The organism is Streptomyces sp. SA15 (assembly GCF_002291145.1).
In the GTDB taxonomy this organism is placed as follows: domain Bacteria; phylum Actinomycetota; class Actinomycetes; order Streptomycetales; family Streptomycetaceae; genus Streptomyces.
In genome coordinates this window covers 1-23986 of the sequence record NZ_NTGE01000188.1, presented here as the reverse complement: position 1 = coordinate 23986, position 23986 = coordinate 1, and the positions used below count along the sequence as shown (strand labels likewise).

Sequence of the window (23986 nt, the reverse complement as noted above, 5' to 3'; positions counted from 1 at the left end):
AACAGTCACCTGGTCGCCACCGTCCGCGTGTCCCGCCCGGAGCGCAGCACCTTCCCCGGCACCGCCCCGCTCACCGCGTCGTCCCGGATCGCCTCGATCCCGTTGACCCACACGGCCCGGATGCCGATCGCCTTGGAGTCCAGCCGGGGGCTGTCACCCGGCAGGTCGTGCACCAGGGTGGCCGTGCCGGCGTCGATCCGTTCCGGGTCGAAGAGGACCAGGTCGGCATGCCAGCCCTCCCGTATCCGGCCCCGTTCCCTGAGCCCGAACAACCGCGCCGGGTCGTCCGTCAGCATCTTCACGGCCTGCTCCAGGCTCGCCAGCTTCCGCCCGCGCAGACAGTCCCCGATGAAGCGTGTGGTGTACGGCGCCCCGCACATCCGGTCCAGATGCGCCCCCGCGTCCGAGCCGCCCAACATCACGTCCTCGTGCTGCCAGGTCTCGGCGCGCAGGGACCAGGACGCCGGGTCGTTGTCGGTCGGCATGGGCCACAGGACCGTACGCAGCTCGTCGGCCGCGCAGATCTCCACCAGGCAGTGGAACGGGTCCTGCCCGCGCTCCGCCGCGATGTCCTCGACCACCCGCCCGCTCAGGCCGCGGTTGGCCTCGCTGTAGGTGTCGCCGATGACGTACCGCCCGAAGCTCGTCAGCCGCCGGAAGACGCCCGCCTCCTTGGAGTGGGCGCGCTCCAGCATCTCGGCCCGTACGCCCGGGTCGCGCAACCGCGCGATCCGCTCCGGCACCGGAAGCCCCAGGATCGGTCCCCACCCGGGGATCAGATTCAGCGCGCAGAACGTGCCCAGGGACATGTTCATCGGCGTGAGGATCGGCATGGTCAACGCCACAACCCTGCCGCCCGCCTTGCGGGCCCGTTCGCTCGCCAGCAGTTGCCTGGGCACCCGCTCGGGGACGGACGCGTCGATCGTCAGGACGTTCCAGTTCAGGGGGCGTCCCGCCGCCGCGCTCATCTCCACGAACAGGTCGATCTCCGCGTCGCTGAACTGGTCGAGACAGCCCGCGACGATCGCCTCGATCTGCGTGCCTTCGTGTTCACCGACGGCGCGCGACAGGGCCAGCAGCTCGTCCGGCCGCGCGTGCCGGGAGGCGACCGGCTTGCCGTCCCCGTCGGAGTGGCTGGACGACTGGGTGGTGGACAGCCCCCAGGCACCGGCCTCCATGGCCTCGTGGAGCAGCCGGACCATGGCCGCGAGCTGCTCCTCACCCGGCTGCCCGCCGACCGCCTCCTTCCCCATGACGCAACGCCGCAGCGCGCAATGCCCCACCATGAAGCCGGCGTTGACGGCGATCCGCCCCTCCAGGGCGTCCAGATACTCCCCGAACGAGTTCCAGCTCCAGGGCGCCCCCTCCTCCAGCGCGATCAGGGACATGCCCTCGACCTTGGACATCATGCGGCGGGTGTAGTCGGCGTCCTCGGGCCGCTCGGGGTTGAGCGGGGCGAGCGTGAAACCGCAGTTGCCGGCCGCGACCGTGGTGACCCCGTGGTTCAGGGACGGGGTGGCGTACGGGTCCCAGAACAGCTGGGCGTCGTAGTGGGTGTGCGGGTCTACGAAACCGGGGGCGAGGACGAGGCCGGAGGCGTCCTCCGTCGTCCGGGCCTCCTCGGTGACCCGCTGTCCGATCACGGCGATACGACCGTCGCGTATCCCCACGTCGGCGGTGTACGCGGACGCGCCCGTCCCGTCCACGACGGTCGCGCCTTTGATCAGGTGGTCGAGCATCCTGGGCCAGCCCCCTTACACAGCCTGCCGGAACCGGGTCGTACGGTGCACCGGATCCGTATCGATCTTCGGAATCACGTGCTCGCCGATCAGCCGAATCGTCTGCAGCGTCTCCTCCTTGGGCACTCCCACCGGCAACCCGAAGCTCAGCTGATCCGCCCCGGCCTGCTCCCACCGCTTGCACTGCTGGAACACCTCATCCGGATCCCCGCAGATCAACAGCTCCTCCTCGATGAGGACCTCGACGAAGTCCGCGGTGTACTCCGGCAACGTCTCCGGCCACACCGGGAACCCCTCGGGACGCGGAAAGGTGTCGTGGTACCGGAAGACGAGGGACGGCAGGTAGTGCAGCCCACCGTTCACAGCGATCCGTACCGCCTCCTCGTGCGTCGGCGCACAGATCGCGGTGGTCGTCACCATCACGTTGTCGTTGACGAAGTCCCCGATCGGCTCGGCATCGACGACCGCCGTCTTGTACTGCTCGAGCACCCACTCCATGTCGGAGACCTTCTGCACGCTGAAACCGAGCACCCCGAGGCCCTTGCGGGCGGCCATGGCGTACGAGGGGGGCGACCCGGCGGCGTACCACATCGCGGGGTGGGACTTCCCGTACGGCTTGGGAAGGACCTTCCTCGGCGGGAGCTGCCAGTGCTTGCCCTGGAAGCCCTCGTACTCGTCCTGGAGCCACATCTTGGGGAACTCGGCGATGGTCTCTTCCCAGATCTCCTTGGTGTGGTTCATGTCGGTGATGCCCGGGAGGAACCCGAGGATCTCGTGCGAACCGGCTCCTCGCCCGCTGCCGAACTCGAAGCGGTTGGCGCTGAGATGGTCGAGCATGGCCACCTTCTCGGCGACCTTCACCGGGTGGTTGACCTGGGCGAGGGGGTTGAAGATCCCGGACCCGAGGTGGATCCGCTCGGTGGCGTGCGCCAGATAGCCCAGGAAGACGTCGTTCGCGGAGAGGTGCGAGTACTCCTCCAGGAAGTGGTGCTCCGACGCCCAGGCGTACTTGAAGCCGGACCGGTCCGCCTGGATGACGTACTCGGTCTCCTCCATCAGCGCCTTGTGCTCGGCCAGCGGGTCGCTCTCGGCGCGTTTGCCCACGTATCCCTGTACAAAGAGCCCGAATTCCAAGGAGGTTCACCGTCCCCAGTCGTTTCTGACGCTTCGTCAGATTGGCGATCTGCCGCCGACTCTGGCACCGGGCGCGTGGACCGTCAATAGCTGACGGCTAGTCAGATATCGCTCGTACGGTGCTCAGACGATGGAGACTCCGGCGAGCCACCCGCCGTCGATCACGAACGGCTGCCCGGTGATGTAGGAGGAGTCGTCGGAGGTCAGGAAGAGCGCGAGCCGCGCCACCTCCTCCGGCTTCCCGATCCGCCCGAGCGGCACGACCTTGCGGTAGAACCGGTCGAGTCCCCGGGAGGCCTCCTCGGCGTCCGCCGCCGGATCCAGCTGGGCCGGATTGGACATCGCGGTGTCGATGGCACCCGGACACATGGCGTTGACCCGGATCTTCCGCGCGGCCAGCTCCAGGGCGGCGACCCGGGTGAGCCCGAGGATCGCGTGCTTGGTCGCCGCGTAGGCGCCCACGGCCGCCATCCCGGTCATGCCGGTGTACGAGGCGGTGTTGACGATCGTGCCTCCGTCGGGCATCGCGGGTGCCACGGTCTTGATGCCGAGGAAGCAGCCGACCTGGTTGACCTCGACGATCTGCATGAACTCGTCGACGGGCGTGTCGAGCAGGGTGTTGAAGCGCAGGATGCCGGCGTTGTTGACGAGCCCGTCGATGCGGCCGTAGGCGTCGGTGGCGGAGGCCACCACCCGCCGCCAGTCGTCCTCCCGGCGCACGTCGAGATGGACGTACAGCGCACCGATCTCCTTGGCGAGGTCCTGCCCCTGGTCGTCGAGCACATCCGCTACGACGACCTCGGCGCCCTCCTCCCGGAACAGGCGGGCCTCCTGCTCCCCCTGCCCGCGCGCCGCGCCGGTGACGATCACGACACGTCCGTCCAGCTTGCCCATGCGGTCTCCTTAGAGGTGGGGAGCCACTTCGGCCCCGAACGCGGCCATCTGGTCGGTGAGTTCGGCGCGGCTCCGGCTGCGGAACCGCACCTGGATCTGGTGGACGCCCATCGCCCGGTAGGCGCGCAGCGACTCGGCGAGTTCCTGCGGCCCTCCGGTGAGGGTGCGGGGCTTCACGTCCCAGGTGGGAGTGCCGACGTACAGGGGCTCGGCGATGGCCCCGATGGCGAACGGCCCCTGAATACCGGCATCGCTCCGCAGCTGCCTGATCCGTTCGATCTGCTCGGGCAGCCGATCGCGCGGATCCCCCTGCGGCAGCCAGCCGTCGCCCTTGAGCGCGGCCCGGCGTACGGCGGCGGGGGACGATCCGCCGACCCAGAGCGGCACGCGCTCCTGGGCCGGCCGGGGCCGCTGCCCGAGCCCGTCGAAGTCGTAGAGCTTGCCGTGGTGTTCGGGGAACTCGTCGGGCCCGAGGGCGGTACGCAGCGCGTCGATGGACTCGTCGAGGACGGCCCCCCGCTGCCGGAAGTCGACCCCGAGCGCCTCGAACTCCTCCCGCACATGCCCGGCGCCGACCCCGAGGATCAGCCGCCCGCCGCTCAGATGGTCGAGGGTGGCGTACTGCTTGGCGGTGAGCAGGGGATGCCGTAGACCGACGACGGCGACGTGACTGAGCAGCCGTACCCGCTCGGTCGCGGCGGCGAGGAAGGCGAGGGTGGCGACGGGGTCGTACCAGACCGTGCTCATCGCGGGTGCCAGGTGGCGAGGGATGGCGACGTGGTCGCAGCAGGCGACGTAGGCGAAGCCGGCGCGGTCGGCGGTACGGGCGATGGCCAGGAGGTCCTCCGGGCCGGCCGCGGCCTCCCACGGCTCGGCGTAGATCGTGCTCTGGGACTGGACGGGGAGCTGAATGCCGTACTGGATCACCGTGGACCGTCCCAGAGTCCGTCGGGTGTCAGCCCGAGGAGCTCGATCGCGTTCCGCCGTACGATCCGCTCCACCACGTCGGCCTCCAGGTGCCCCATCTGGGCCTCGCCGACCTCCCGGGACTTAGGCCAGGTGGAGTCGGAGTGGGGATAGTCGGTCTCGTACAGCACGTTCCCGACCCCGATGGAATCCAGGTTCCGCAGCCCGAAGGCGTCGTCGAAGAAGCAGCCGTAGACGTGCTCGGCGAACAGCTCGGACGGCGGGCGGTGGACCTTGTCGGCGACGCCGCCCCAGCCGCGGTTCTCCTCCCACACCACGTCGGCGCGCTCGAGGATGTAGGGGATCCAGCCGATCTGCCCTTCCGCGTACATCACCTTCAGGTTCGAAAAGCGCTCGAACTTGCCGCTCATCAGCCAGTCGACCATCGAGAAACAGCAGTTGGCGAAGGTGATGGTGGATCCGACGGCGGGCGGCGCGTCGGCGGAGGTGGAGGGCATACGGCTGCTGGAGCCGATGTGCATGGCGACGACGGTGCCGGTCTCGTCGCAGGCGGCGAGGAAGGGGTCCCAGTCGTCGGTGTGGACGGAGGGCAGTCCGAGGTGCGGGGGTATCTCGGAGAAGGCGACGGCACGGACGCCGCGGGCCGCGTTCCGCCGGACCTCCCGGGCCGCCAGCTCGGCGTCCCAGAGGGGGATGAGGGTGAGGGGGATGAGGCGTCCGTGCGCCTGGGGCCCGCACCACTCCTCCACCATCCAGTCGTTGTACGCCTGGATGCACAGGAGCCCCAGCTCGTGGTCCTCGGCCTCGGTGAAGGTCTGGCCGCAGAAGCGGGGGAAGGTCGGGAAGCAGAGGGCGGACTGGACGTGGTTGACGTCCATGTCGGCGAGGCGGGCGGGGACGTCGTACGAACCTGGTCGCATCTGCTCGTACGTGATGACTTCGAGCTTGATCTCGTCCCTGCTGTAGCCGACGGCGGTGTCGAGACGGGTGAGGGGGCGGTGGAGGTCTTCGTAGACCCACCAGTCGCCGATGGGCCCGTCGTCCGTGCCCGGGGCGCCCATGACGGGCTTGAACCGGCCGCCGAGGAAGGTCATTTCCTTCAGGGGCGCACGGACTGTGCGGGGCCCGATGTCGAGGTACTTCTTCGGGAGCCGGTCCTGCCAGACGGTGCTGGGCTCCACGGTGTGGTCGTCGACGGAGATGATCAGGGGGAGCGGGGTCTGAGTGGTGGCGGTCTGGGTGGTCGTCCGGGTGCTGGTCTGGGTGCTGGTCTGGGTGTCCATGGCGCTCACGGTAGCGCCGATCTGACGGGTCGTCAGCTGTCCGTACCGGCCCTGGTAATGGTGGTTCCTGTGCGGATGCGTGCGAAGAGCATGTGAGGGCCTCGTGATATCCCGCGCGCCTCCCTGTGATCACGCTCTCCACAGCTGACGCATCTGCCATGAACAAGGCAAACTGGCGGGGTTGCTCAGGATCTCTAGGGGGACGACGGGATGGACGGTGTGCCGCGAGTGCCCGAGGTACCGCGAGTGCCGGAGCAGAGGGGTCACGACACCGGCGTCGGGGAGGGGTCGGAGGCCGTGGCGCTGCGTTTCAGCGTGCTGGGTCCGGTACGCGCCTGGCGCGGCGAGGAGTCGCTGAACACCGGTTCACCCCAGCAACGCGCCCTGCTGGCCGCCCTGCTGCTGCGCGAGGGCCGTACGGCGACCGCGGCCGAACTGATCGACGCCCTGTGGGGCGAGGAACCCCCCTCGCAGGCGCTGGCGGCGCTGCGGACGTACGCCTCCCGCCTGCGCAAGGTGCTCGACCCCGGCGTCCTGGTGAGCGAGTCGGGCGGGTACGCGGTGCGTTCGGTGGGGGAAGGCGCCCTCGACCTCGCGGTGGCCCAGGAGCTGGGGGCGGAGGCGGAGAAGGCGCGGAACGCCGGGGACCTGTGCCACGCGCGTGACGTACTGAACCGGGCGCTGGCCCTCTGGGACGGCGAGGTACTGGCCGGGGTGCCCGGCCCGTACGCGGAGGCGCAACGGGTCCGCCTGGAGGAGTGGCGGCTCCAGTTGCTGGAGACCCGGCTGGACATGGACCTGGAGCAGGGCTGCCACGCGGAGGCGGTCTCGGAACTGACCGCCCTGACGGCGGCGCACCCGTTGCGCGAGCGACTGCGCGAACTGCTGATGCTGGCGTTGTACCGCAGCGGCCGCCAGGCGGAGGCCCTGGCGGTGTACGCGGACACGCGCCGCCTGCTGGCCGACGAACTGGGCGTGGACCCCGGCCCGGGCCTCCGCGAGCTCCAGCAACGCATCCTGCGGGCGGACCCGGGCCTGGCGGAGCCGTCGGCACCGGTGGCGGAACCTGCCGCCGTACCGGTCCGCCCGGCCCAACTCCCGGCGACCGTCCCCGACTTCACGGGCCGTACGTCCTTCGTTTCCGAGCTGAGCGAAGTGCTGGCGTCGGCGGAGGGCCGGGTGATGGCGGTGTCGGCGCTGGCGGGCATCGGCGGCGTCGGCAAGACGACACTGGCGGTGCACGTGGCGCACCAGGCGCGGGGCGCGTTCCCCGACGGCCAGCTGTACGTCGACCTCCAGGGCGCCGGCGCGCGGGCGGCGGAACCGGAGACGGTGCTCGGCTCCTTCCTGCGGGCGTTGGGCACCGCCGACTCCGCCATCCCGGACTCGCTGGAGGAGCGCTCGGCCCTGTACCGGTCGGTTCTGGACGGGCGGCGGGTGTTGGTGCTGCTGGACAACGCGCGCGATGCCGCCCAGGTGCGCCCGCTGCTGCCCGGCACGGAGGGCTGCGCGGCTCTCGTGACCTCGCGGGTCCGGATGGTCGACCTGGCCGGGGCGCACCTGGTGGACCTGGACGTGATGTCCCCGGACGAGGCGCTGTCGCTCTTCACCAAGATCGTGGGCGAGGAACGGGTCCGCTCGGAGCGCGAGGCCGCTCTCGACGTGGTGGCGTCGTGCGGCTTCCTCCCACTGGCGATCCGCATCGCGGCGTCGCGGCTGGCGGCCCGCCGTACGTGGACGGTGTCGGTCCTGGCGGCGAAGCTGGCGGACGAGCGGCGGCGGCTGGACGAGCTGCAGGCCGGTGACCTGGCGGTCAAGGCGACCTTCGAGCTGGGATACGGGGCGCTGGAGCCGGCCCAGGCACGGGCATTCCGGCTGCTGGGGCTGGCGGACGGGCCGGACATCTCCCTCGCGGCGGCTGCGGCGGTGCTGGACCTGCCGGTGGAGGAGACGGAGGACTTGCTGGAGTCCCTCGTGGACACGTCGTTGCTGGAGTCGGCGGCTCCTGGTCGGTATCGCTTCCATGATCTGGTACGGCTCTACGCGCGTGCGTGTGCGGAGAGGGACGAGGAGCCGGCGAGCGCGCGGGATGCGGCTATGTCGCGGTTGCTGGACTTTTATCTGGCTACTGCGGCGGGGGTTTATGCGATTGAGCGGCCTGGGGATCGGCTGGTGGATCACTTGCAGGCGACTGCTTACCCGGGCCTCGTATTCGAGTCCCCGCGCGCTGCGCAGGATTGGCTCTACTCCGAAGCGAATTGCCTCATAGCGTGCGTACGCCAGTCCATCCACGCCCAGACTCTGAGAAGGGGTGTTGATCTGCTATGGGCGACCAAGGACTTGGCGGAGTCGGGCGCCAACGCACGCGAGTATGAAGTGGCGGCCCGTACAGTGCGGGACGCCGCGCACGCGGCCGGAGACACCCGCACCGAGGGACGTGCCCGCACTGTGCTGACGAACGTCCATCTTGTCGCGGGTCGCTTCAGCGAGGCAGATGAGGAAGCACGGCTCGCCTTGGAACTCGCCGGGGATGCCCATGACCCGCTCCCCAGCTGCTGGGCTCCCAACGATCGAGGCATCATCGCCATTTACCAGAATCGGCATGCCGACGGTGAACGCTACTTGCAGCAGGCGATCGACAACTTCCGAGACGACTGCAACGACGTCGGCGAGGCAAGTGCACTGTGCAATCTCTCTCGAATCCACCTCGCCATGGGTCGGACGGGCAGTGCGATCGAGCTCGCTCAGCGGGGCATCGACATTTACGACCGTATGGGCCTCACGCTGAGGCTCGCCAACGGCCGATACGCCCTGGGCATCGCTCTGACTCAGGCCGGAGAATTGGCGGAGGCCCTCGAACAGCTCACCGATGCGCTGGCATTGTTCCACGACAATCGTCAGCCTCTCTGGGAAGGCGTCACGCACTTCCGGATTGCGGAAGTACACCTAGCGGCCCGTCACCCCGCACTCGCCGCGAGCCACGCCGAACAGGCGATTGCGCTGCGCGGCATCGGCGGGGAGTGGCGACGGGGGACCGTACTCACCGTCCTGGGGAAGGCCCTCGCCGGGCTCGGCCAGTCCGACCGCGCGACCGCCTGCTGGCGAGAAGCCCTCTCCATTTACGAGCAGTTGGGTTCCCCCGAAGCCGACGAGCTTCGTGAGCTCCTGGCCCCGGTGGCTGCCGCATAGGCAGGTGTCGCGGCACCGTTCATCGTTCGTTTATCGCCGCTCGGCACTCTTACGTACATCGATCCGTCGCGTCGGGGGGCAGACGGATCACGGAGAGGCCACACCGTTAGGGTGAGCGGCCCATATGCGCCCGTCCGACGGCCCTCGGGGGAGTCGTCGGACGGGTCGCTCCGACTGTTTGCAGTACGACTTGCTGGAGTTGATGATCATGGGCAAGGCCGAGAAGGACGACGATGTCGTCAAGCCGCTCGACAACCACGCCTCCGCTGTTGGGGAGAACGTCACCGACGCCACGAAGGATCAGGCGTCGGAAAGCGAGATAACCACCCTGGACAACCATGCGTCGGGGGGAGAGGCCACGCCCCAGGACAATCACGCCTCTGACGAGACCGCATGAAGTTGTTCTGACGGGGGAGTCGGCCGCGGCGGCGCCGAGGGGGAGCCGCCGCGGCCGAGGTGTGTCCGACCGGGCACACCATCACAGCGCCACGACCCGAACGCCCTCCCCGCACAACTTCGTCATGTCGTCCTCGTCGGACGTGTAGAGCACGACGTTCCCGCCGAGCCGCCCGGCGATCACGGCCAGCGCCGCATCGATGACGTACTTGTGACCGTGCAGTCCTGTGTCCCGCAGCAACCCGATCGCCCGCTCGGCAACATCCCGCGTGACCGGCTCCACCACGACCCCGGACATCGCCCACGCCCAGGCGGCATGCTGCACCTGCCCGTGGTAGGCCTCGATCAGGGTCATGGAGCTGGTGACGACGCGGATGCCGGAGCGGTGGGCGTCCTTCAGCCGGGCGATCATCTGGCGGTCACCCCGGACCGCCCTGGACAGCCCTTCGCAGTCCAGCACGTAGCTGGTGGCAGCAGTCATCAGCCCGCCATCGGGTAGTGCGAGCCGTCACCGCCGGCCGCATCGGCCTTGAGGGCGGCGAAGTACCGCTCATGCTCCCGCCGCTCCGCCTCGGCCTCGGCAAGCTCGGCCTCCGTGAGAGGACCGTGCTCTTCCTCAAGCCAGGCCACCAGCTCCCCCAGCCGGTCCTGCTCCCGCTGACGCTCTATGGCCCGCGTCACGTACGCGCTGAAGTTGCCCGCCCCCACCTCACGCCGGATCTCCTCGGCGAGCTCCTCCGGCAGCGTCACGGTGTACTTCTTGGTTGCCATACCGCTCACCATACCGCCGTACGCCACGATCAGCCCGCCGCTCACTCCCCCTCCGCCAGCTCGCACCACACCGTCTTGCCCGACGCCCCCTGCTCCACGCCCCACCGCAGGGCCACCGCGTCGAGCAGGGCAAGGCCGCGCCCGGCCTCGTCGTCGCCCGTGGCGTGCACGAGCACCGGAAGGGCCCGTGTGTCGGGATCGGTGACCTCGATCCGGATCCGGCCACCGTCCACACGGGCCACCCTCACACGGACCGGCGTCCCCTCCCCCACGTGCCGGATCACGTTGGCGACGAGTTCCGTGACGCACAGCTGGACATCGGCGCAGGGTCCACCCAGGTGCAGACGTACGGCACGGCGGAGATCCGGGACGGCCTTCGGGGTGGCCGGAAGGTCCAGGTCGAGGCCTCCCCGCAGCACCGCCGCCAGCTTGCGCGCCGTCACGGTGTTGCAGTTGCCGAGCGCGACCAGGCCGACCGGGGGCGCGTACGTGCCCGCGAAGGTCGGCAGGTCGGCGCGGAGGGAGGGGAGGGTGATGCCGTGGGCGGCGAGGGCGGTGCGGAGGGCGGTCACGCAGTGGTCCACGTCGGCGGCGGGGGGCTGAGGGTCTTGCATAGGGAGGCGCCTTCCTGTGCGCTCTGTGACGAATCAGTCACACATTGACGCGAAGCTCGGTACCGTAAAAGGGCTTTCGACTGCGCAAGCGCAACTGGCAAACGGCGGTGATGAGTTGTGCCCCCACGTAAGGATCCCGACGCGTCGGCGAACGTCCCCTCCTTCTACGGCGCCGAGTTGCGCTACAAGAGGGAGCTGGCGGGTCTGACGCTCGAACAGTTGGCGGAAGGGAGCTTCCACGGCATCCCCTTTCTGAGCCAGATCGAGCGAGGTGAGCGGCGGATGCCCCTGGATCTCGCCCAGCACGTCGACAAGGCGCTGAAGACGGACGGGTTTTTCGAGCGGCGTTGTGAAGACGCTCGCAGGGCCCGGCAGTCGGGGCACGCGGAGTACTTCGCGGACGTGGCGGAGATGGAGCAGCACGCGGAGACGATCGAGGAGTGGGCGCCGATGCTCGTCCCCGGTCTGTTGCAGACGGCGCTCTACACGCGGGCGATCGTACGAGCGGCCATGCCCCGAGCCTCCGACGACGAGGTCGAGGAGAAGGTGGGCGCGCGGATGGGACGGGCCAAGCTGTTCACCTCGGAGAACCCACCCAAGTTCTGGGCGATCCTCGACGAGTCCTTGATCCGCCGTGCCGCTCTTCCTTCTGAGGAGATGGCGGAGCTGCTGGAGCACATCGCGGGGTTGATCAGGAGCACGCACTCGATTCTGCAGATCGTCCCGGAAACCTCCGCCGCTCATCCCTTCATGATGGGCATGACCAAGTTCATGACCTTCGCGGACGCCCCTCCTGTCGTGTACACCGAGAGTCTGCACAGCGGCCAACTCATCGACTATCCGGCGCTCGTGAAGCAGTACCGGGAGTCGTACGATCTGCTCAGGGCCGTCGCAATGCCGCCTGAGGCGTCCCTGGCGATGATCGAGGCTGCGGCAGAGGACTATCGACATGGCAAGCCACGAGATTGATCTGAGCGCCGCCCGCTGGCGCAAGAGCAGCTACAGCAATGGCACTGGCGGTGATTGCGTCGAGGTCGCCCCCAACCTCCCCACCACCGTCCCGGTCCGCGACTCGAAGCAGGCCGGCGAAGGCCCCGTACTCCTCTTCGAGGCCTCGACCTGGACCACCTTCCTCGCATCCGTGAAGCGCTGACCCGTACTCCGCCCTCTACGCCTTCCACCGAGTTATCCACAGGGGCGAGCGAGTGGGCGACTCCTCCGGAACAGTGGACGCGTGGAGCGAGCGGAGTTGAGGGCGCTGGTCGAGGGAGGCGTGTTGCTCACCTCGCAGGCGCTGGGGGCCGGGTGGTCTCGGGTTCCCCTCTTCCGAAGGCTGAACTCGGAGGGTTGGACCCGGGTCCGCAGTGGCGCCTGGGCCGAGCCGGGGTGATGGGTCGACCTGGCCGTACGGCTGAAGGCCGCCCAACTCCTCAGGCCGAGGCTGGTAGTGAGCCATCGTTCGGCAGCCGGCCTCTTGCAGATCGAGACCCTGGACGTACGTAGGGATGGCCGGGAGGCCCCCGGCCTCGAGTTCACCGACCCGGGACTCACCACCCGGCAGAGCCTCGCGGACGTACGAGTCCACCGGATCCCCCTCGCCGAAATCGACGTGGTGCGGTGCGGGGGACTGCGCGTCACGGACGTCCCCCGCACCGTCGCCGACCTCCTGCGCGCCGGGCCGCGGGACGGCGCCCTGGTAGCCATCGAGTCCGCGCTGGGCTACCGCACCGTCGCGGGCGTACGTCGCCCACCGCTCACCACCCCAGCCGCGCTGGCCCTCGCCCTCGAACCCCCTCTGCAGGGAGCCGCCCGTGCTCGGGACTGGCTCCACCTCGCCGACCGCCGCTCCGGCTCACCAGCGGAAACGGTCGCCCGCCTGCGCATGCTCGACGCCGGCCTGCGCCCCGAGTCCCAGGTCGAGCTCCGCGTCCCCGGCGGTGGCCGCCGATTCCTCGACTTCCTCTTCCGCCGGGAGGGAGTGGCGGTCGAGATCGAGGGTTACGCCTACCACGGCTCCCGCGAGGCCCACCGCCGGGACGTCTCCCGCTTCAACCAGGTCCTCCGCTGCCCCGAGGTACGCACCTTGCTCCGCTACACCGCCGAGGCCGTCTTCCACCACCCCGCGCAAATGATCCGCGAGATCCGCTCGGCCCTGAACCGTCGGGGGGAGTAATTGGCAGATCTGTTCCACCCACCAGGACCGCCGACCTGGGCTTTTCCCCTCTCGGGGTGGAACAGATCTGCCAATTACCGGGCCATGACCAGCCGGGACCGGTGTGGGTCACTCGTCGGTGACCTCCCACGGCTTCCGCCGTGGGAGGTCACCCCCGCAAGGAGCCCTCAGGGCTCGAGATTCGTCTTCTGAACCAGCTCTCCTGCGGCAGGCCGCGTGATCCTGAATTGGTCCTGGTAGGTATTAGTACCCCCACCAGGACCGCAGGTCACGGTGGCCGTGGCCCTCTGATTCACGCCCTTGGGGATATTTTCGAAGATGACGGCGTACAGGCCCGTCCTGGCTACACCCGCATTTGCGTCCGTCTTGATGGCTTCCGCGCCCGAGCTTATTTCCACCTTCGTGGGGGCGTTTGTACTTGGACAGTCCGCGACCTGCCCCCAGACCACGACCTTGCCACTTTGCGGATCGGCCGCTGCCTGGTTCGCAGCCGAGAGCGAGGTCACGGCTGTCAGAGGGAGTACCACTGTGACGGCGAGAATTGCGATGCGACTGCGCATGACTTTCTCCTAGCTTGTCGGCTCGCGCTGCGAATGCCGCGAATAGAGTTCCCGCGACTGTCAAGGCGCAGCATTTCCGGGAATCCGATTCGCTGTTCGCTGTTCCGACTGATCCGGGTGAAGTTTTCCTCTACCAAGGTCTGACCTCAGCCCGTGATGGTCAAGGGCAACAACTACCCACGCGTGGCGGGGTAGAACTACCCACGGCAAACTCACGGCAACCGCGTACGACGGCTCTATCCCCGGTCGACGAGCCCGTATTCGATCGCGAGTCGAGTAAGGTCGGAGCGGCGCCGGTATCCTGTTTTCTCGCCGATTCGGTCGAGATGTGACTGCACAGTGTGCTTACTGATGCACAGCTTGTCGGCGATTTCCTTGTCCGTCGCACCCTTGACGACAAGCCTCAGGATGTCCTGCTCCCGATCCGTGAAGTTCGGGGATTTTTCCAGTAGATGTCCGGCGGGCGCCGACACATAACTGCGACCCGAGCCCACGACCCGAATCGCCGTCAGCAGTTCGTCCCCCTCGGCCTGTCGGCTGAGATATCCACCGGCTCCCGCCCGGATCATCTGAGCCGCGTCGATCTGCGCACAGGACGACGCGACGATGACGGCATGCCCCCGCTTCCGCAACTCCGCCACGGTCGCGGCGAGCCTCGGGGGCGACTGCTGCAGGTCCATCAGGACCACGTCGGCGCCATGCAGGCTGCCGTCCGCGGCCTGGAGCGACGACGCCGTGACGACCAGGCGGAGGTCGGGAGCGGTGGAGACCAGTTGTGAAACACCGTGCCGGAAGAGGGGACAGTCCCCGATGACCGCGATACGCATGAATCCGGTACTCACAGGCCCCGACCGGCGCATGGCAGAGCGGAGAACCGGGCACATCTGTCCGGCTCGGGCATGACCGTGGCCATCGCCTCACCGCAACCGTTCATGGACATCTCCGATCTCGCGCACCTCCCACGCCCTTGAGGCAGCGGGGGAGGCGTGCCGGGCGTCGCGACGGGGCGAACGTTGCCCGCCGGGGCACTAGTTCTCAGCCTCGGCGGGATCGGAGAGTCCAGCGCGCCGGGTTAGCCCGTCCGAGGTGCCGCCCACTGGGCTGACGGGCTGAGTCCGGAGACATTCCGAGGGCGCGATGTCACGCTGCGTGAGTTCCTGTTCCGTTCCTGTTCGCGGCGGATCTCCGGTCCTGTTCGCGGCGGATCTCCGCCGGATCGCAGCCCACACGTGCATCCGCACGGACAGACACCCTCACTGATCACCCCAATGAGTGACGACTCGCCCGCCCCCGCAACTCCCCCTTCACCACCTTCCCACTCGCGTTCCGAGGCAGCTCCCCCACGAACTCCACCGCCCTCGGCACCTTGTAGTTCGCCATCTCCCGTCGTGCCCAGGCGATCAGGTCGTCCCCGGTCAGCACCGACCCCGCCCGCCGGACGACGTACGCCTTGCCGACCTCACCCAGTCGCGGATCCGGTACGCCGATCACCGCCACGTCCGCGACATCCGGATGCAGGCCCAGGGCCTGCTCTATCTCCGCCGGGTACGCGTTGAAGCCGCCGACGATGAACATGTCCTTCAGGCGGTCCGTGATGCGCAGATTGCCGTCGGCGTCCAGCACGCCGACATCCCCCGTCCGCAGCCAGCCGCCGTCCTCCAGCACCTCCGCCGTCGCCGCCTCGTCCTCGTAGTACCCCCGCATGACATTGAAGCCGCGGACCAGGACCTCGCCGGCGACGCCGGCCGCCACCGGCCTGCCCCCCGCGTCCACCACCTGGACCTCCGTGCCGGGTATCGCCCGGCCCGACGTCGATGCGATCACCGACGGGTCGTCGCCGCGGCGGCACATCGTGACGATGCCGGTCGCCTCCGACAGGCCGTAGGCCGTCAGGACCGTGTCCACGCCCAGCTCGGCCCTCAGCCGTTCCACCAGGCTCAGGGGGACCACCGCCGCCCCCGTCACCACCAGCCTCAACGCCGAGAGGTCGTGTGCGTCGCGAGCCGGATGATCCAGCAGCGACTGGTGGAGTGTCGGCGGGCCCGGGAGGACCGACACCCGCTCCGCCGCTATGTTCGCCAGCACGGTGTCCACGTTGAACACCGGCTGCGGGATCATCGTCGCGCCCCGCATCAGGCAGGCCACGACCCCCGCCTTGTAGCCGAACGTGTGGAAGAAGGGGTTCACGATCAGGTAGCGGTCCCCGCGGCGCAGCCCCGCCAGGTCGGTCCAGATCTCGTACGCGCGCAGTGTCTGTGCGTGGGTGATCACCGCGCCCTTGGGGCGGCCCGTCGTACCCGACGTGTAGACGATGTCCGACGGAAGGGACGGGGCGAGCGCCGATACCCGTGCCCGTACCTCCGCCTCCGCCACCCCGTCCCCGCTCGCCAGGAAGTCCTTCCAGGTGCGGAAGTCCGCCGGGGCGTCGTCCGAGAGGACCACCACCTGTTCCAGCGCCGGCAACCCCGGCAGCGGTCCCGGACCGCCGGGCCCCTCCCCCGCCGCCCTCCGCAGCGACGCCACGTACGACGTACCCAGGAAGGTGCCCGTCACGAAGAGCAGACGGGCACCGCTCCGCCGCAGCACGTCCGCCGCCTCCGCCCCCTTGAAGCGCGTGTTCAGCGGGACCAGTACCGCGCCCGCCGACACCGCGCCCAGCGCCGAGACGATCCAGTCGAGGGTGTTCGGGGCCCAGATCGCGACCCGGTCGCCCACCGCCACGCCGTTCGCGACGCACGCCGCCGCCGCGCGTTCCACCCGGGTGCCCAGTTCGCCGTAGGAGATCCGGGTACGGCCCTCCACCACCGCCTCGACGTCCGCGTACCGTTCGGCCGCCGACCGGACCAGCCCGGGGATGGTTCCCCACTCCAAGTCACCGCGCACAGCAGGCCTCCAGTCCAGTCCCCACTCACTAGCCGACTACTAGCCGACTACTACCTGACTACTAGCTGACTATCCGTCAGATTAGCTGTAGCCTGACGGTCTGTCAGCCGCCCAGCGAGCGTGCGGAGGTAACGCCCAGCATGGCCGGAGCAGCAGGAACCATGGCCGGAGCAGCAGGAGCAGTAGGACCGGCAGGAATCAAAGACGCCACCGCCATCGTCGGCATCGGTCAGACCCCCTTCGCCAAGCGCCTCCCCGAGGACGAGAAGACCCTCGCCTGCCGTGCCGTCCTCGCCGCCCTCGACGACGCCGGGATCGCGCCCGGCGAGGTCGACGCCCTCGCCTCGTACACGATGGAGGAGACCGACGAGGTCGAGCTCGCGAAAGCCGTCGGCTTCGGTGACCTCACCTTCTTCAGCAAGATCGGGTACGGCGGCGGCGGTTCCTGCGCGACCGTCGCCCACCTCGCCGCCGCCATCGCCACGGGGCAGGCCACCGTCGGCGTCGCCTGGCGGTCGCGCAAGCGGGGGTCCGGGCCCCGGCCTTGGCGCAACACCGCCGTCCAACTGCCCACGCCCGCCCAGTGGACCCGGCCCTTCGGTCTCCTCCGGCCCGTCGACGAGATCGCCGTGCTCGCCCGCCGGTACATGCACGAGTACGGCGCCACCCGCGACCACCTCTTCAACGTCGCCCTCGCCTGCCGTAACCGCGCGAACCAGAACCCCGCCGCGATCATGTACGAACGGCCCCTGACCCGCGAGATGTACATGACCTCCCGCTGGATCAGCGAGCCCCTCTGCCTCTTCGACAACTGCCTGGAGACGGACGGGGCGTTGGCCTGCGTCATCGTCAGCAGGGAGCGTGCGCGGGACTGCCGGCACAGACCCGTCCACGTCCACTCCGCCGCCCAAGGGCTGCCCGCGCAGCACCACGGCATGGTCAACTACTGGAACGACGACCCGCTCACCGGCCCCGCCTGGACCGCCGCCCGACACCTCTGGAAACACGCCGACTTCACGCCCCAGGACGTCGATGTCGCCCAGATCTACGACGCGTTCACCCCTCTCGTACCGCTCTCCCTCGAGGGCTACGGCTTCTGCGGGCGGGGGGAAGGCGGGGCCTTCACGGAGGGGGGTGCGCTGGAGATCGGCGGACGGCTGCCGCTCAACACCGGGGGCGGCGGGCTCAGCGAGGCGTACGTGCACGGCTTCAACCTCATCAACGAAGGTGTCAAGCAGCTCCGGGGGACGAGTACGGCCCAAGTGCCGGGCGCCGCCACCTGCCTGGTCACCGCCGGTGAAGGCGTCCCTACCTCCGCCCTGCTGCTGCGGAATTGAAGTAGCCCATGTAGCTGAAGGAGCTGAGAGAGCCGAAGAAGCTGAGCTGAAGGAGCTGCCCATGCTGACCCCCGTCATCGACCCCGACGGCGCCCCCTTCTGGCAGTACGCCGCCCAGGGCGAGCTGCGCGTCCAGAGGTGCGCCGACTGCCTTGAGCTCCGGTTCCCGCCCCGGCCCTGCTGCCCGCACTGCCAGTCCTTCGCGAGCGAGTGGCGCCGGGTGTCCGGGCAGGGGCGGATCTGGTCGTACGTCGTTCCCCACCCGCCCCTCCTGCCCGAGTACGCGGAGCAGGCCCCGTACAACGTCATCGTCGTCGAGCTCGCCGAGGCCCCGCGCATACGGATGGTCGGCAACCTGGTCAGCGAGGCCGGAGCGCCGCTCAACTCCCGTGATCCGCGGAGCATTCGCATCGGCGCGAAGGTGCACGTCGTGTTCGAGCGGACGGCCCACCTCCCCCAGTGGATCCTGGAGCACCCGTGACCGTACGCCTCACCACCGACAAGGACACCGGCGTCGCCGTCGTCACCCTCGACCGGCCGGGCAAGCTCCATGCCATCGACCTCGCCATGGCCGGAGAACTACAGGAGGTGTGGCGGGGGCTGCGGTTCGACGATGCCGTACGGGCCATCGTGCTCACGGGTGCCGGCGAGCGGGCCTTCTGCACCGGGCTCGACCGGGACGCCGTCGTGCCGCAGCCGAACTCGCCGTACATGCAGGACGATCCCCTGCTGCGGATCGGGCCGAAGGCGAACGACCTGTGGAAGCCGGTCGTCGCCGCCGTGGAGGGGTTGGCCTGTGGGGGCGCCTTCTATCTGCTCGGGGAGTGCGAGTTCGTCGTCGCCGCGGCCGACGCCGCCTTCTTCGACCCGCACACCACCTACGGCATGGTCAGCGCGTACGAGTCGATGCTCATGACGCAGCGGATGCCGTACGGGGAGGTCGCGCGGATGATGCTGATGGGGACGGCGGAGCGGATCTCCGCCCGGCGGGCGTACGAGGTCGGGCTGGTGTCCGAAGTCGCCGAGGCGGGTGGGGCGTTGGACGCGGCGGTCGCCTGCGCCGGCGTCATCGCCGGGTATCCGGCCGAGGGCGTGCAGGGGACCGTCCGTGCGCTGTGGGCGGCGAGGGAGGCGGCACTGGCGCAGGGGTTCGCGCAGGCGCCGCACCTCATCGCGCTGGGCAACCTGCCCGCCGACCGCCAGGCGGAGCTGTTCGCCGCCCGGCGACGCGACGGGTTCATGGTGCGGTGACCGGGCGTAACGCCTGGGATGCCGTACGCGCCCCGCCGCCGGACAGCACACCTCAGGGGTCCTTGCACTAGGCCCGCCCGGGTCGCGCGCTCATAGTGCAAGGACCCCTAACTAATCAGAATCGGGGCAGCACACAGGCACTGAGGGGGATATCACCACCCCGCCTCGCCTGTACGGGCGTGGTGACCTGTGCAAAAACACGGCGCCCGGGGCAACGGGGAGCCCCGGCCCCGCACTGCCCGCCAACCGGAGGCGTAGACCGCGATCTGACAGCCTTTCGCGCCCCGCCCCCCCCAAAAAAAAGGAGACCCAGGGCCAGGGCGAGAGCACGGGAGAGCGCCGCACAGCCCGTATTGACGCGGTGGTTAGCCGATCGGCTGGTCGTTACAGAACGTCTGATCCGGGATCAGGCTCGCCGCCCACTGCCTGTTCTTCCCTGATCGTCTCCGCCGGGATCGGGGCGTTGCCCCGGTACTGGATCGCCTGCAGGGCCAGGTCACGCCCTCGCAGAACTGCTCGGGCCAGTCCCGCAGGCGACGTCCACCTGCGGTCTGAGGTGGCGCATTCGATGCTGCCGCGGCTCTCGGATTTGCCGAGTAGGACCGCTCGGTGCACTCTGAGCAGAGGAGCCGAAAGGGATGCGTCGACAGTAGCGGTTTGATCCGCTCTGGTCCATAATCCGACGGAACCAACGGGAGTTTCTCGCGCCTGGAGGCCTTCAACCTTCACAGAGATACGGCCTCCTGAGTTGCGCCAGCGTTGCCATGCCCCCGTGCACGCACGAATACAGGAAGCTGCGGAATGCTGCAGCTGAGAGGTATCAGTCGCGCATTCGAGTAAGAGATTCGGGTGCCGATCATCGTGTCTAGCTCCATCAAAGACCGATGGCAACGGCGGAACCGGTCTTGCGGTCATGTGGTCGGATGCGGAGTGACAACCGGCGACGCGGCCTTCGGCGCCGCCTCCGCCACGTTTCCGCAGTGGCTGTGCAGCCGGTGCTTTCGTGCGAGCCGGCCGCGTGTTGTGCAGGCGTGTCGGCGGCGAGCCGAGGTGTTTTCTCCGCTGATTCGTCGGCGTGCCTTGTCCCGCCGTCAATAGGTACTGCCACCAGTCAGGAAAGCCGAAACAGCACCGGAGAGGACGGATTCATGAGCGCTCCTCGATCCCGGACAGCCCGAAGAGGCGGCCGTACGCTTGCCCTGCTGTGTGCCGCGCTCGGTCTGGTCATAACGTCGAGTGCCCTCGCCGGGCCCCCGGGGGAAATCCCCAACGAGCGGGCGAGGGCCCGCGGTTGCCGTACCGGCGGCCCAAGCTGGGGCGGCCAGCAGCTCAACATGGTGAAGCCGCAGTGGGTAAGCAACGATCCTCGCGACACAATCGCGGGGCCACCGGGGACACTTCCCGAGCTCGGGAACGCCGGGCGGCCCGAAGCGGTCGAAGGCAAGGTCCTGCTGAGCAAGGTCACCAGCGAGGACTGGCCGTTCAGCCACAACAGCCACGACTGGATCTGGTATATGGCGATCGACGCGCCGTACTACCACCGGATGGTCAGCAACGGGAACGAGAAGATCGTCGACCTGGTACGGGACCACCGCTACACCGACCGCCCACGTGCCATGGAAATGGAATGGGAGACCGCCTACTTCCCGATGACGTACTTCCCCACCAAGGGCGACCGCGCCTGGATGATGGGACGGCACGTCTTCGACTGCGGCCACCGTCCCTACCGCACGGAGATACACCCGCCCAAAGCGGTCGCCTTCACCCGTGCGGAGCCGAGGATCACGGTCGGGCGCGACCAGGCGCCCTCGCTCACCAACGTCACGCGCTTTTGGGCGCACGGCCGCGGCGGCTACTACAACGCCCCCGTCGCCAACCGTGACTACGAGTTCGACATTCCGCTGCCGCCCCGGCCCTCGCCCACAGCCAGGCCGATCGCCTTCACCCCCCACCGGGAAGGCACGATGGCCGGGAGAGGGCGGCCCGTGCTCACCCCGACCCCGGCCGACAACCCCACCAGAGTCCACGTGCGCATCCCGATGAACGCGGGCAGGACCGCCCCCTCCCACACCTACGGCGCGACGATCGTCACCGGATGGCGGGAGACACAGCTCACGCGGGGCTACCGAAAACTGCGCGTCACGTTCGACTCGATCCGGGTCCTGCGCGACCATGACCCCATAGCCTCCGGGGAATGGGAGCTGTACCTGCAGGCCGGCCCACGCTGGCTGCGGCCGAATGCCGCTAGCAGCAGAGCCCTCAGGGACGTCGACAACGGCCAGACCGTGCAGCTGCCGAACATGACGGCTGAGTTCTTCGTCCCCGACAACGGCAGCCTCCACCTCCAGAGCAGCGGCTGGGAGTCGGACTGGATCGACGGGAAGTTCGGCGTCAAACGCGATCCCGCGAAGGTGAGCGGAAGCCTTTTGGACAACAACGACGTCATCGGGCTATTCGCCAGGACGTTCACCGCCCGGGACGCGTTCGGCGTCGGGTCCACACACGTCACCAGGTCCACGTCCAACGACTTCGAGGTCCGCTACCGCATCCAGGAGGTGGCGAGGTACCCGGCCGGGGCGAGAGTCACCGACCCCGGCAAGACGCCGCCACCACCGCCGAGCCCCAAGCCCCCAGGCCCGCCGCCCTACAAGTGCGAGCAAGTCCCCCGACTGTGCCTCGAATAGCCCGCTCCGGTACGCCTACTGACGGCCCCCGCCGAACGCAACGCGGGGGCCGTCCCGTCCTCTGCGCCGCAGGCAGCAGAATCCGCATCCCGGTCGGTCGTGGAGGTCGGCGTGACCAGCACGGCCAGAAGGAGCCCGAGGTGTCGGTAAGCGGGTGGCGCTTGCGTCCGTTGATCTTCTTCCCGGCGTCAAAGCCCCGCGAGGCGGAGGTGACGGTGGCGTCCGCCTTCACCTGTTAGTACTGCAACGGTGCTTGCCGTGACTGCTGGCCATCGCTCGTTGGTGTGGTTATGGGTGGGGACCATGCTGGTGTCAGGTTGTGGGCGGGTGAACTGGACGCTCTGCATGAGCGGTTCGTGCACAGGTTCAACCGGGAGGAGCCGCGTCAGTCGGCGCTGGCTTACATGCGGCGGGTTCTGGCCCGCCGCAGCGTCAGCCGGCCCGAAGAGATCTCCTACTACATCGCCTACTGCCCCGCCGACACGACCCTGGACGAGCTGATCCGCATCGCGGGCAGCCGGTGGGCTGTCGAGGAATGCTTCCAGACTGCGAAGCAGGAATGCGGCCTGAACGACTACCAGGTCCGCCGCTACCCCGGCTGGCACCGCCACATGACCCTGGCCATGGCTGCTCACGCCTGCCTGACCGTCCTGCGGGCGCGGGAGCTGGACACGGAGAAAGCAGAAACGGATCCTCCCAGCTCATCCACCTCAGCCTCGCCGAGATCCGACGCCTGATCACCCGCCTCACGGACCGCCGTCCGACCCCGGTCGACGACGTTCTGCACTGGTCGCACTGGCGACGACGACGCCAGCACCAAGCCCGCATCAACCACTACAAACGACGCGGACACAGTCCCTGAAACTGCCCAGCAATCAGAACAAGCACCGTTGCAGTACTCAAGCCGTGCGCGCCGTCCCCGTCCCCTTCTCCGCGTCCAGCGCGTACACGCACCGGTCCTTGCTGCACGCGTACACCACCCCGTCCTTCACGACCGGGGAGCCGGTGATCTCGCCGCCCGTCGCCAGCTTCCAGCGGAGGCGGCCGTCGTCGGCCTTGAGCGTGTACAGCAGGTGGTCGGTCGAGCCGAAATGGATACGGCCCTCCGCCACCGCAGGCGCGCCCACGATGTCGCCGCCCGCCTGGAAGCGCCACTTCGGGGTGCCGGTGACGGCGTCCAGGGTGTACAGCCCCTTGCCGCTGCCCACGTGCACATGCCCCGCGGCCACCAGCACCGGTTCGATGGACGCCCGGGCCTCGGTCGCGATGCGCCAGCGGTCGCGGCCGTCGGTGGCGTCGAGGGCGTAGACCGTGCCGAGGTAGTCGGTCAGGTAGATGCCGCCGCCGGCGACCGCCGGGCCCGGTACGAAGGTCGGCGCGCAGAGGAAGACCGCCGGCGCCTCGAAGTGCCAGCGCACCCGGCCGCCGGCGGCCTCCAGGGCGAGGACACGGGTGCCGGCGGAGACGTACACGTATCCGTCGTGGGCCGGCGCCACCCGCACCGGTACCCCGCCGCAGGAGGCGGCGTCGCCGATCGGGTACGACCAGCGCTCGTCGCCCGTGCGGGCGTCCAGGGCGCGCAGCCGGGCGTCCTGCCAGAGGTACACCGTGCCCTCGTGCAGCGTCGGTCCGGCTTCCGGGGACTCGAAGTCGGTCTGGCAGCCGGTGATCTCCCACAGCTTGTGGCCGCTGGAGGCCTCCCAGGCCTGGACGCCGCCACCGCGCGTGCCGGTGATCACGGTGCCGCGGTCGGCCTTCAGGGAGTACACCCAGGCGTCCGTCGACAGCCGCCACAGGTCGGCGCCCTCACGGGCGTCGAGGGCGAACAGGGTGGGTCCGTCGGAGGCGTGGATACGGCCGTCCGCGACCGCCATCGACCAGGCCACGTCCCGCGTCTTGAAGCGGCGCCGGCCGGTGGCCACGTCGAGCGCGTGGACCTCGAAGGAGGTCACGTAGACGAGGTCGCCGGCGACGGAGGGGGTGCCCCAGACGTCGTTCGACATGCGGAAACGCCACGGGCGCCAGCCCGACGCGGTTTCCGGGGGCGGGGGAGGCGCCGACGGTACGGCGGGGTCGGCGCCGTTGACGCCGGGGCGGGGCTTGGACCAGGAGGCGACCAGGCCGGCCTCCGGAGGGGGCGCCTTGACGGCG

21 protein-coding genes and 2 pseudogenes are annotated in these 23986 nt (G+C 69.1%); 10 read left to right on the top strand and 13 right to left on the bottom strand.

Annotation, left to right across the window (positions count from 1 at the left end):
- Positions 1-5: 5 nt before the first annotated feature.
- The 5 genes from CLM62_RS40100 to CLM62_RS40080 form a co-directional block, all read right to left on the bottom strand.
- Positions 6-1739, bottom strand: coding sequence for an amidohydrolase family protein (locus tag CLM62_RS40100; RefSeq protein WP_095754811.1), 1734 nt, complete (start codon positions 1737-1739; stop codon positions 6-8).
- Between the two features lie 15 nt (positions 1740-1754).
- Entirely contained in the window at positions 1755-2873 is a 1119-nt protein-coding gene (locus CLM62_RS40095) for an LLM class flavin-dependent oxidoreductase (protein ID WP_095754810.1), read from the bottom strand.
- Positions 2874-2996: 123 nt separating this feature from the next.
- Entirely contained in the window at positions 2997-3767 is a 771-nt protein-coding gene (locus CLM62_RS40090) for an SDR family NAD(P)-dependent oxidoreductase (RefSeq protein WP_095754809.1), read from the bottom strand.
- A 9-nt stretch (positions 3768-3776) separates the two neighbouring features.
- Positions 3777-4691: a TIGR03619 family F420-dependent LLM class oxidoreductase gene (locus CLM62_RS40085; protein WP_095754842.1), complete on the bottom strand. Its 915-nt coding sequence runs from the start codon at positions 4689-4691 to the stop codon at positions 3777-3779.
- On the bottom strand, positions 4691-5977 hold the full coding sequence (locus tag CLM62_RS40080) for an amidohydrolase family protein (protein WP_257004364.1): 1287 nt from the start codon (positions 5975-5977) through the stop codon (positions 4691-4693). Before CLM62_RS40080 ends, CLM62_RS40085 begins: the two co-directional genes overlap by 1 nt.
- A gap of 210 nt (positions 5978-6187) precedes the next feature.
- Here CLM62_RS40080 and CLM62_RS40075 point away from each other — a divergent pair, with 210 nt between their 5' ends.
- Positions 6188-9166, top strand: a complete 2979-nt coding sequence (locus CLM62_RS40075; protein ID WP_095754808.1) for a BTAD domain-containing putative transcriptional regulator — start codon at positions 6188-6190, stop codon at positions 9164-9166.
- Positions 9167-9374: 208 nt separating this feature from the next.
- The gene (locus CLM62_RS40070; RefSeq protein WP_107483855.1) at positions 9375-9563 is read left to right on the top strand and encodes a hypothetical protein; all 189 of its coding nucleotides are present in this window, start codon (positions 9375-9377) and stop codon (positions 9561-9563) included.
- Positions 9564-9644: 81 nt separating this feature from the next.
- Here the strand turns inward: CLM62_RS40070 and CLM62_RS40065 are convergent, their stop codons facing one another.
- Genes CLM62_RS40065 through CLM62_RS40055 form a run of 3 tightly spaced genes read right to left on the bottom strand, consistent with a single transcriptional unit; the run spans position 9645 to position 10947 of the window.
- A complete protein-coding gene (locus CLM62_RS40065; RefSeq protein WP_179382427.1) occupies positions 9645-10043 on the bottom strand; it encodes a hypothetical protein in 399 nt (132 codons plus the stop codon).
- Positions 10043-10333 (bottom strand): hypothetical protein, encoded by a 291-nt coding sequence (locus CLM62_RS40060; protein ID WP_095754839.1) that lies wholly within the window; start codon positions 10331-10333, stop codon positions 10043-10045. The genes CLM62_RS40065 and CLM62_RS40060 overlap by 1 nt, the downstream gene beginning before the upstream one ends.
- Before the next feature lie 41 nt (positions 10334-10374).
- Complete coding sequence (locus CLM62_RS40055) at positions 10375-10947, bottom strand: ATP-binding protein (RefSeq protein ID WP_095754807.1); 573 nt, start codon at positions 10945-10947, stop codon at positions 10375-10377.
- A gap of 117 nt (positions 10948-11064) precedes the next feature.
- Here CLM62_RS40055 and CLM62_RS40050 point away from each other — a divergent pair, with 117 nt between their 5' ends.
- The 3 genes from CLM62_RS40050 to CLM62_RS40040 all read left to right on the top strand — a co-directional run bounded on the left by CLM62_RS40050 (position 11065) and on the right by CLM62_RS40040 (position 13120).
- Entirely contained in the window at positions 11065-11916 is an 852-nt protein-coding gene (locus tag CLM62_RS40050; protein ID WP_095754806.1) for a helix-turn-helix transcriptional regulator, read from the top strand.
- Positions 11897-12100 carry a DUF397 domain-containing protein gene (locus CLM62_RS40045; protein ID WP_095754805.1) on the top strand — a complete coding sequence of 68 codons (204 nt, stop codon included), beginning with the start codon at positions 11897-11899 and terminating at the stop codon, positions 12098-12100. Before CLM62_RS40050 ends, CLM62_RS40045 begins: the two co-directional genes overlap by 20 nt.
- A 321-nt stretch (positions 12101-12421) precedes the next feature.
- Positions 12422-13120 (top strand): hypothetical protein, encoded by a 699-nt coding sequence (locus CLM62_RS40040; RefSeq protein ID WP_257004363.1) that lies wholly within the window; start codon positions 12422-12424, stop codon positions 13118-13120.
- 167 nt (positions 13121-13287) lie between these two features.
- Here the strand turns inward: CLM62_RS40040 and CLM62_RS49560 are convergent, their stop codons facing one another.
- The 3 genes from CLM62_RS49560 to CLM62_RS40030 all read right to left on the bottom strand — a co-directional run bounded on the left by CLM62_RS49560 (position 13288) and on the right by CLM62_RS40030 (position 16563).
- Complete coding sequence (locus CLM62_RS49560) at positions 13288-13680, bottom strand: hypothetical protein (RefSeq protein ID WP_143659233.1); 393 nt, start codon at positions 13678-13680, stop codon at positions 13288-13290.
- A gap of 236 nt (positions 13681-13916) precedes the next feature.
- Positions 13917-14507: a response regulator transcription factor gene (locus CLM62_RS40035; RefSeq protein ID WP_095754804.1), complete on the bottom strand. Its 591-nt coding sequence runs from the start codon at positions 14505-14507 to the stop codon at positions 13917-13919.
- A 433-nt stretch (positions 14508-14940) separates the two neighbouring features.
- Positions 14941-16563 (bottom strand): FadD3 family acyl-CoA ligase, encoded by a 1623-nt coding sequence (locus CLM62_RS40030; RefSeq protein ID WP_095754803.1) that lies wholly within the window; start codon positions 16561-16563, stop codon positions 14941-14943.
- Positions 16564-16703: 140 nt separating this feature from the next.
- Between CLM62_RS40030 and CLM62_RS40025 the strand changes: the two genes are divergently transcribed.
- From CLM62_RS40025 to CLM62_RS40010, 4 genes are all read left to right on the top strand, one after another.
- Positions 16704-17900: a lipid-transfer protein gene (locus CLM62_RS40025; protein WP_257004361.1), complete on the top strand. Its 1197-nt coding sequence runs from the start codon at positions 16704-16706 to the stop codon at positions 17898-17900.
- A gap of 61 nt (positions 17901-17961) precedes the next feature.
- Positions 17962-18381: a Zn-ribbon domain-containing OB-fold protein gene (locus tag CLM62_RS40020; protein ID WP_095754801.1), complete on the top strand. Its 420-nt coding sequence runs from the start codon at positions 17962-17964 to the stop codon at positions 18379-18381.
- On the top strand, positions 18378-19151 hold the full coding sequence (locus tag CLM62_RS40015) for an enoyl-CoA hydratase/isomerase family protein (RefSeq protein ID WP_095754800.1): 774 nt from the start codon (positions 18378-18380) through the stop codon (positions 19149-19151). The genes CLM62_RS40020 and CLM62_RS40015 overlap by 4 nt, the downstream gene beginning before the upstream one ends.
- A gap of 1334 nt (positions 19152-20485) precedes the next feature.
- Positions 20486-21835 carry a hypothetical protein gene (locus tag CLM62_RS40010; protein WP_095754799.1) on the top strand — a complete coding sequence of 450 codons (1350 nt, stop codon included), beginning with the start codon at positions 20486-20488 and terminating at the stop codon, positions 21833-21835.
- An 86-nt stretch (positions 21836-21921) separates the two neighbouring features.
- On the opposite strand, the pseudogene CLM62_RS53310 reads toward CLM62_RS40010, so the two are convergent.
- Positions 21922-22067, bottom strand: a pseudogene (locus tag CLM62_RS53310) (transposase); the annotation flags it as partial.
- 175 nt (positions 22068-22242) lie between these two features.
- On the opposite strand from CLM62_RS53310, the pseudogene CLM62_RS40005 reads away from it, so the two are divergent.
- Positions 22243-22572: pseudogene (locus tag CLM62_RS40005) on the top strand (IS701 family transposase); the annotation flags it as partial.
- A 162-nt stretch (positions 22573-22734) separates the two neighbouring features.
- On the opposite strand, the gene CLM62_RS40000 reads toward CLM62_RS40005, so the two are convergent.
- The coding region (locus tag CLM62_RS40000) for a PQQ-binding-like beta-propeller repeat protein (RefSeq protein WP_179382425.1) at positions 22735-23986 on the bottom strand (1252 nt) is incomplete at its 5' end.

What these genes read in the sequence shown, in the direction of transcription:
- CLM62_RS40045 (WP_095754805.1), top strand. Translation starts at nt 11,897, where the DNA reads ATGGCAAGCCACGAGATTGATCTGAGCGCCGCCCGCTGGCGCAAGAGC.
- CLM62_RS40020 (WP_095754801.1), top strand. Translation starts at nt 17,962, where the DNA reads ATGCTGACCCCCGTCATCGACCCCGACGGCGCCCCCTTCTGGCAGTAC.
- CLM62_RS40100 (WP_095754811.1), bottom strand. Translation starts at nt 1,739, where the DNA reads ATGCTCGACCACCTGATCAAAGGCGCGACCGTCGTGGACGGGACGGGC.
- CLM62_RS40070 (WP_107483855.1), top strand. Translation starts at nt 9,375, where the DNA reads ATGGGCAAGGCCGAGAAGGACGACGATGTCGTCAAGCCGCTCGACAAC.
- CLM62_RS40090 (WP_095754809.1), bottom strand. Translation starts at nt 3,767, where the DNA reads ATGGGCAAGCTGGACGGACGTGTCGTGATCGTCACCGGCGCGGCGCGC.
- CLM62_RS40065 (WP_179382427.1), bottom strand. Translation starts at nt 10,043, where the DNA reads ATGACTGCTGCCACCAGCTACGTGCTGGACTGCGAAGGGCTGTCCAGG.
- CLM62_RS40035 (WP_095754804.1), bottom strand. Translation starts at nt 14,507, where the DNA reads ATGCGTATCGCGGTCATCGGGGACTGTCCCCTCTTCCGGCACGGTGTT.
- CLM62_RS40080 (WP_257004364.1), bottom strand. Translation starts at nt 5,977, where the DNA reads ATGGACACCCAGACCAGCACCCAGACCAGCACCCGGACGACCACCCAG.
- CLM62_RS40060 (WP_095754839.1), bottom strand. Translation starts at nt 10,333, where the DNA reads ATGGCAACCAAGAAGTACACCGTGACGCTGCCGGAGGAGCTCGCCGAG.
- CLM62_RS40055 (WP_095754807.1), bottom strand. Translation starts at nt 10,947, where the DNA reads ATGCAAGACCCTCAGCCCCCCGCCGCCGACGTGGACCACTGCGTGACC.
- CLM62_RS49560 (WP_143659233.1), bottom strand. Translation starts at nt 13,680, where the DNA reads ATGCGCAGTCGCATCGCAATTCTCGCCGTCACAGTGGTACTCCCTCTG.
- CLM62_RS40010 (WP_095754799.1), top strand. Translation starts at nt 20,486, where the DNA reads ATGGTGAAGCCGCAGTGGGTAAGCAACGATCCTCGCGACACAATCGCG.
- CLM62_RS40025 (WP_257004361.1), top strand. Translation starts at nt 16,704, where the DNA reads ATGGCCGGAGCAGCAGGAACCATGGCCGGAGCAGCAGGAGCAGTAGGA.
- CLM62_RS40075 (WP_095754808.1), top strand. Translation starts at nt 6,188, where the DNA reads ATGGACGGTGTGCCGCGAGTGCCCGAGGTACCGCGAGTGCCGGAGCAG.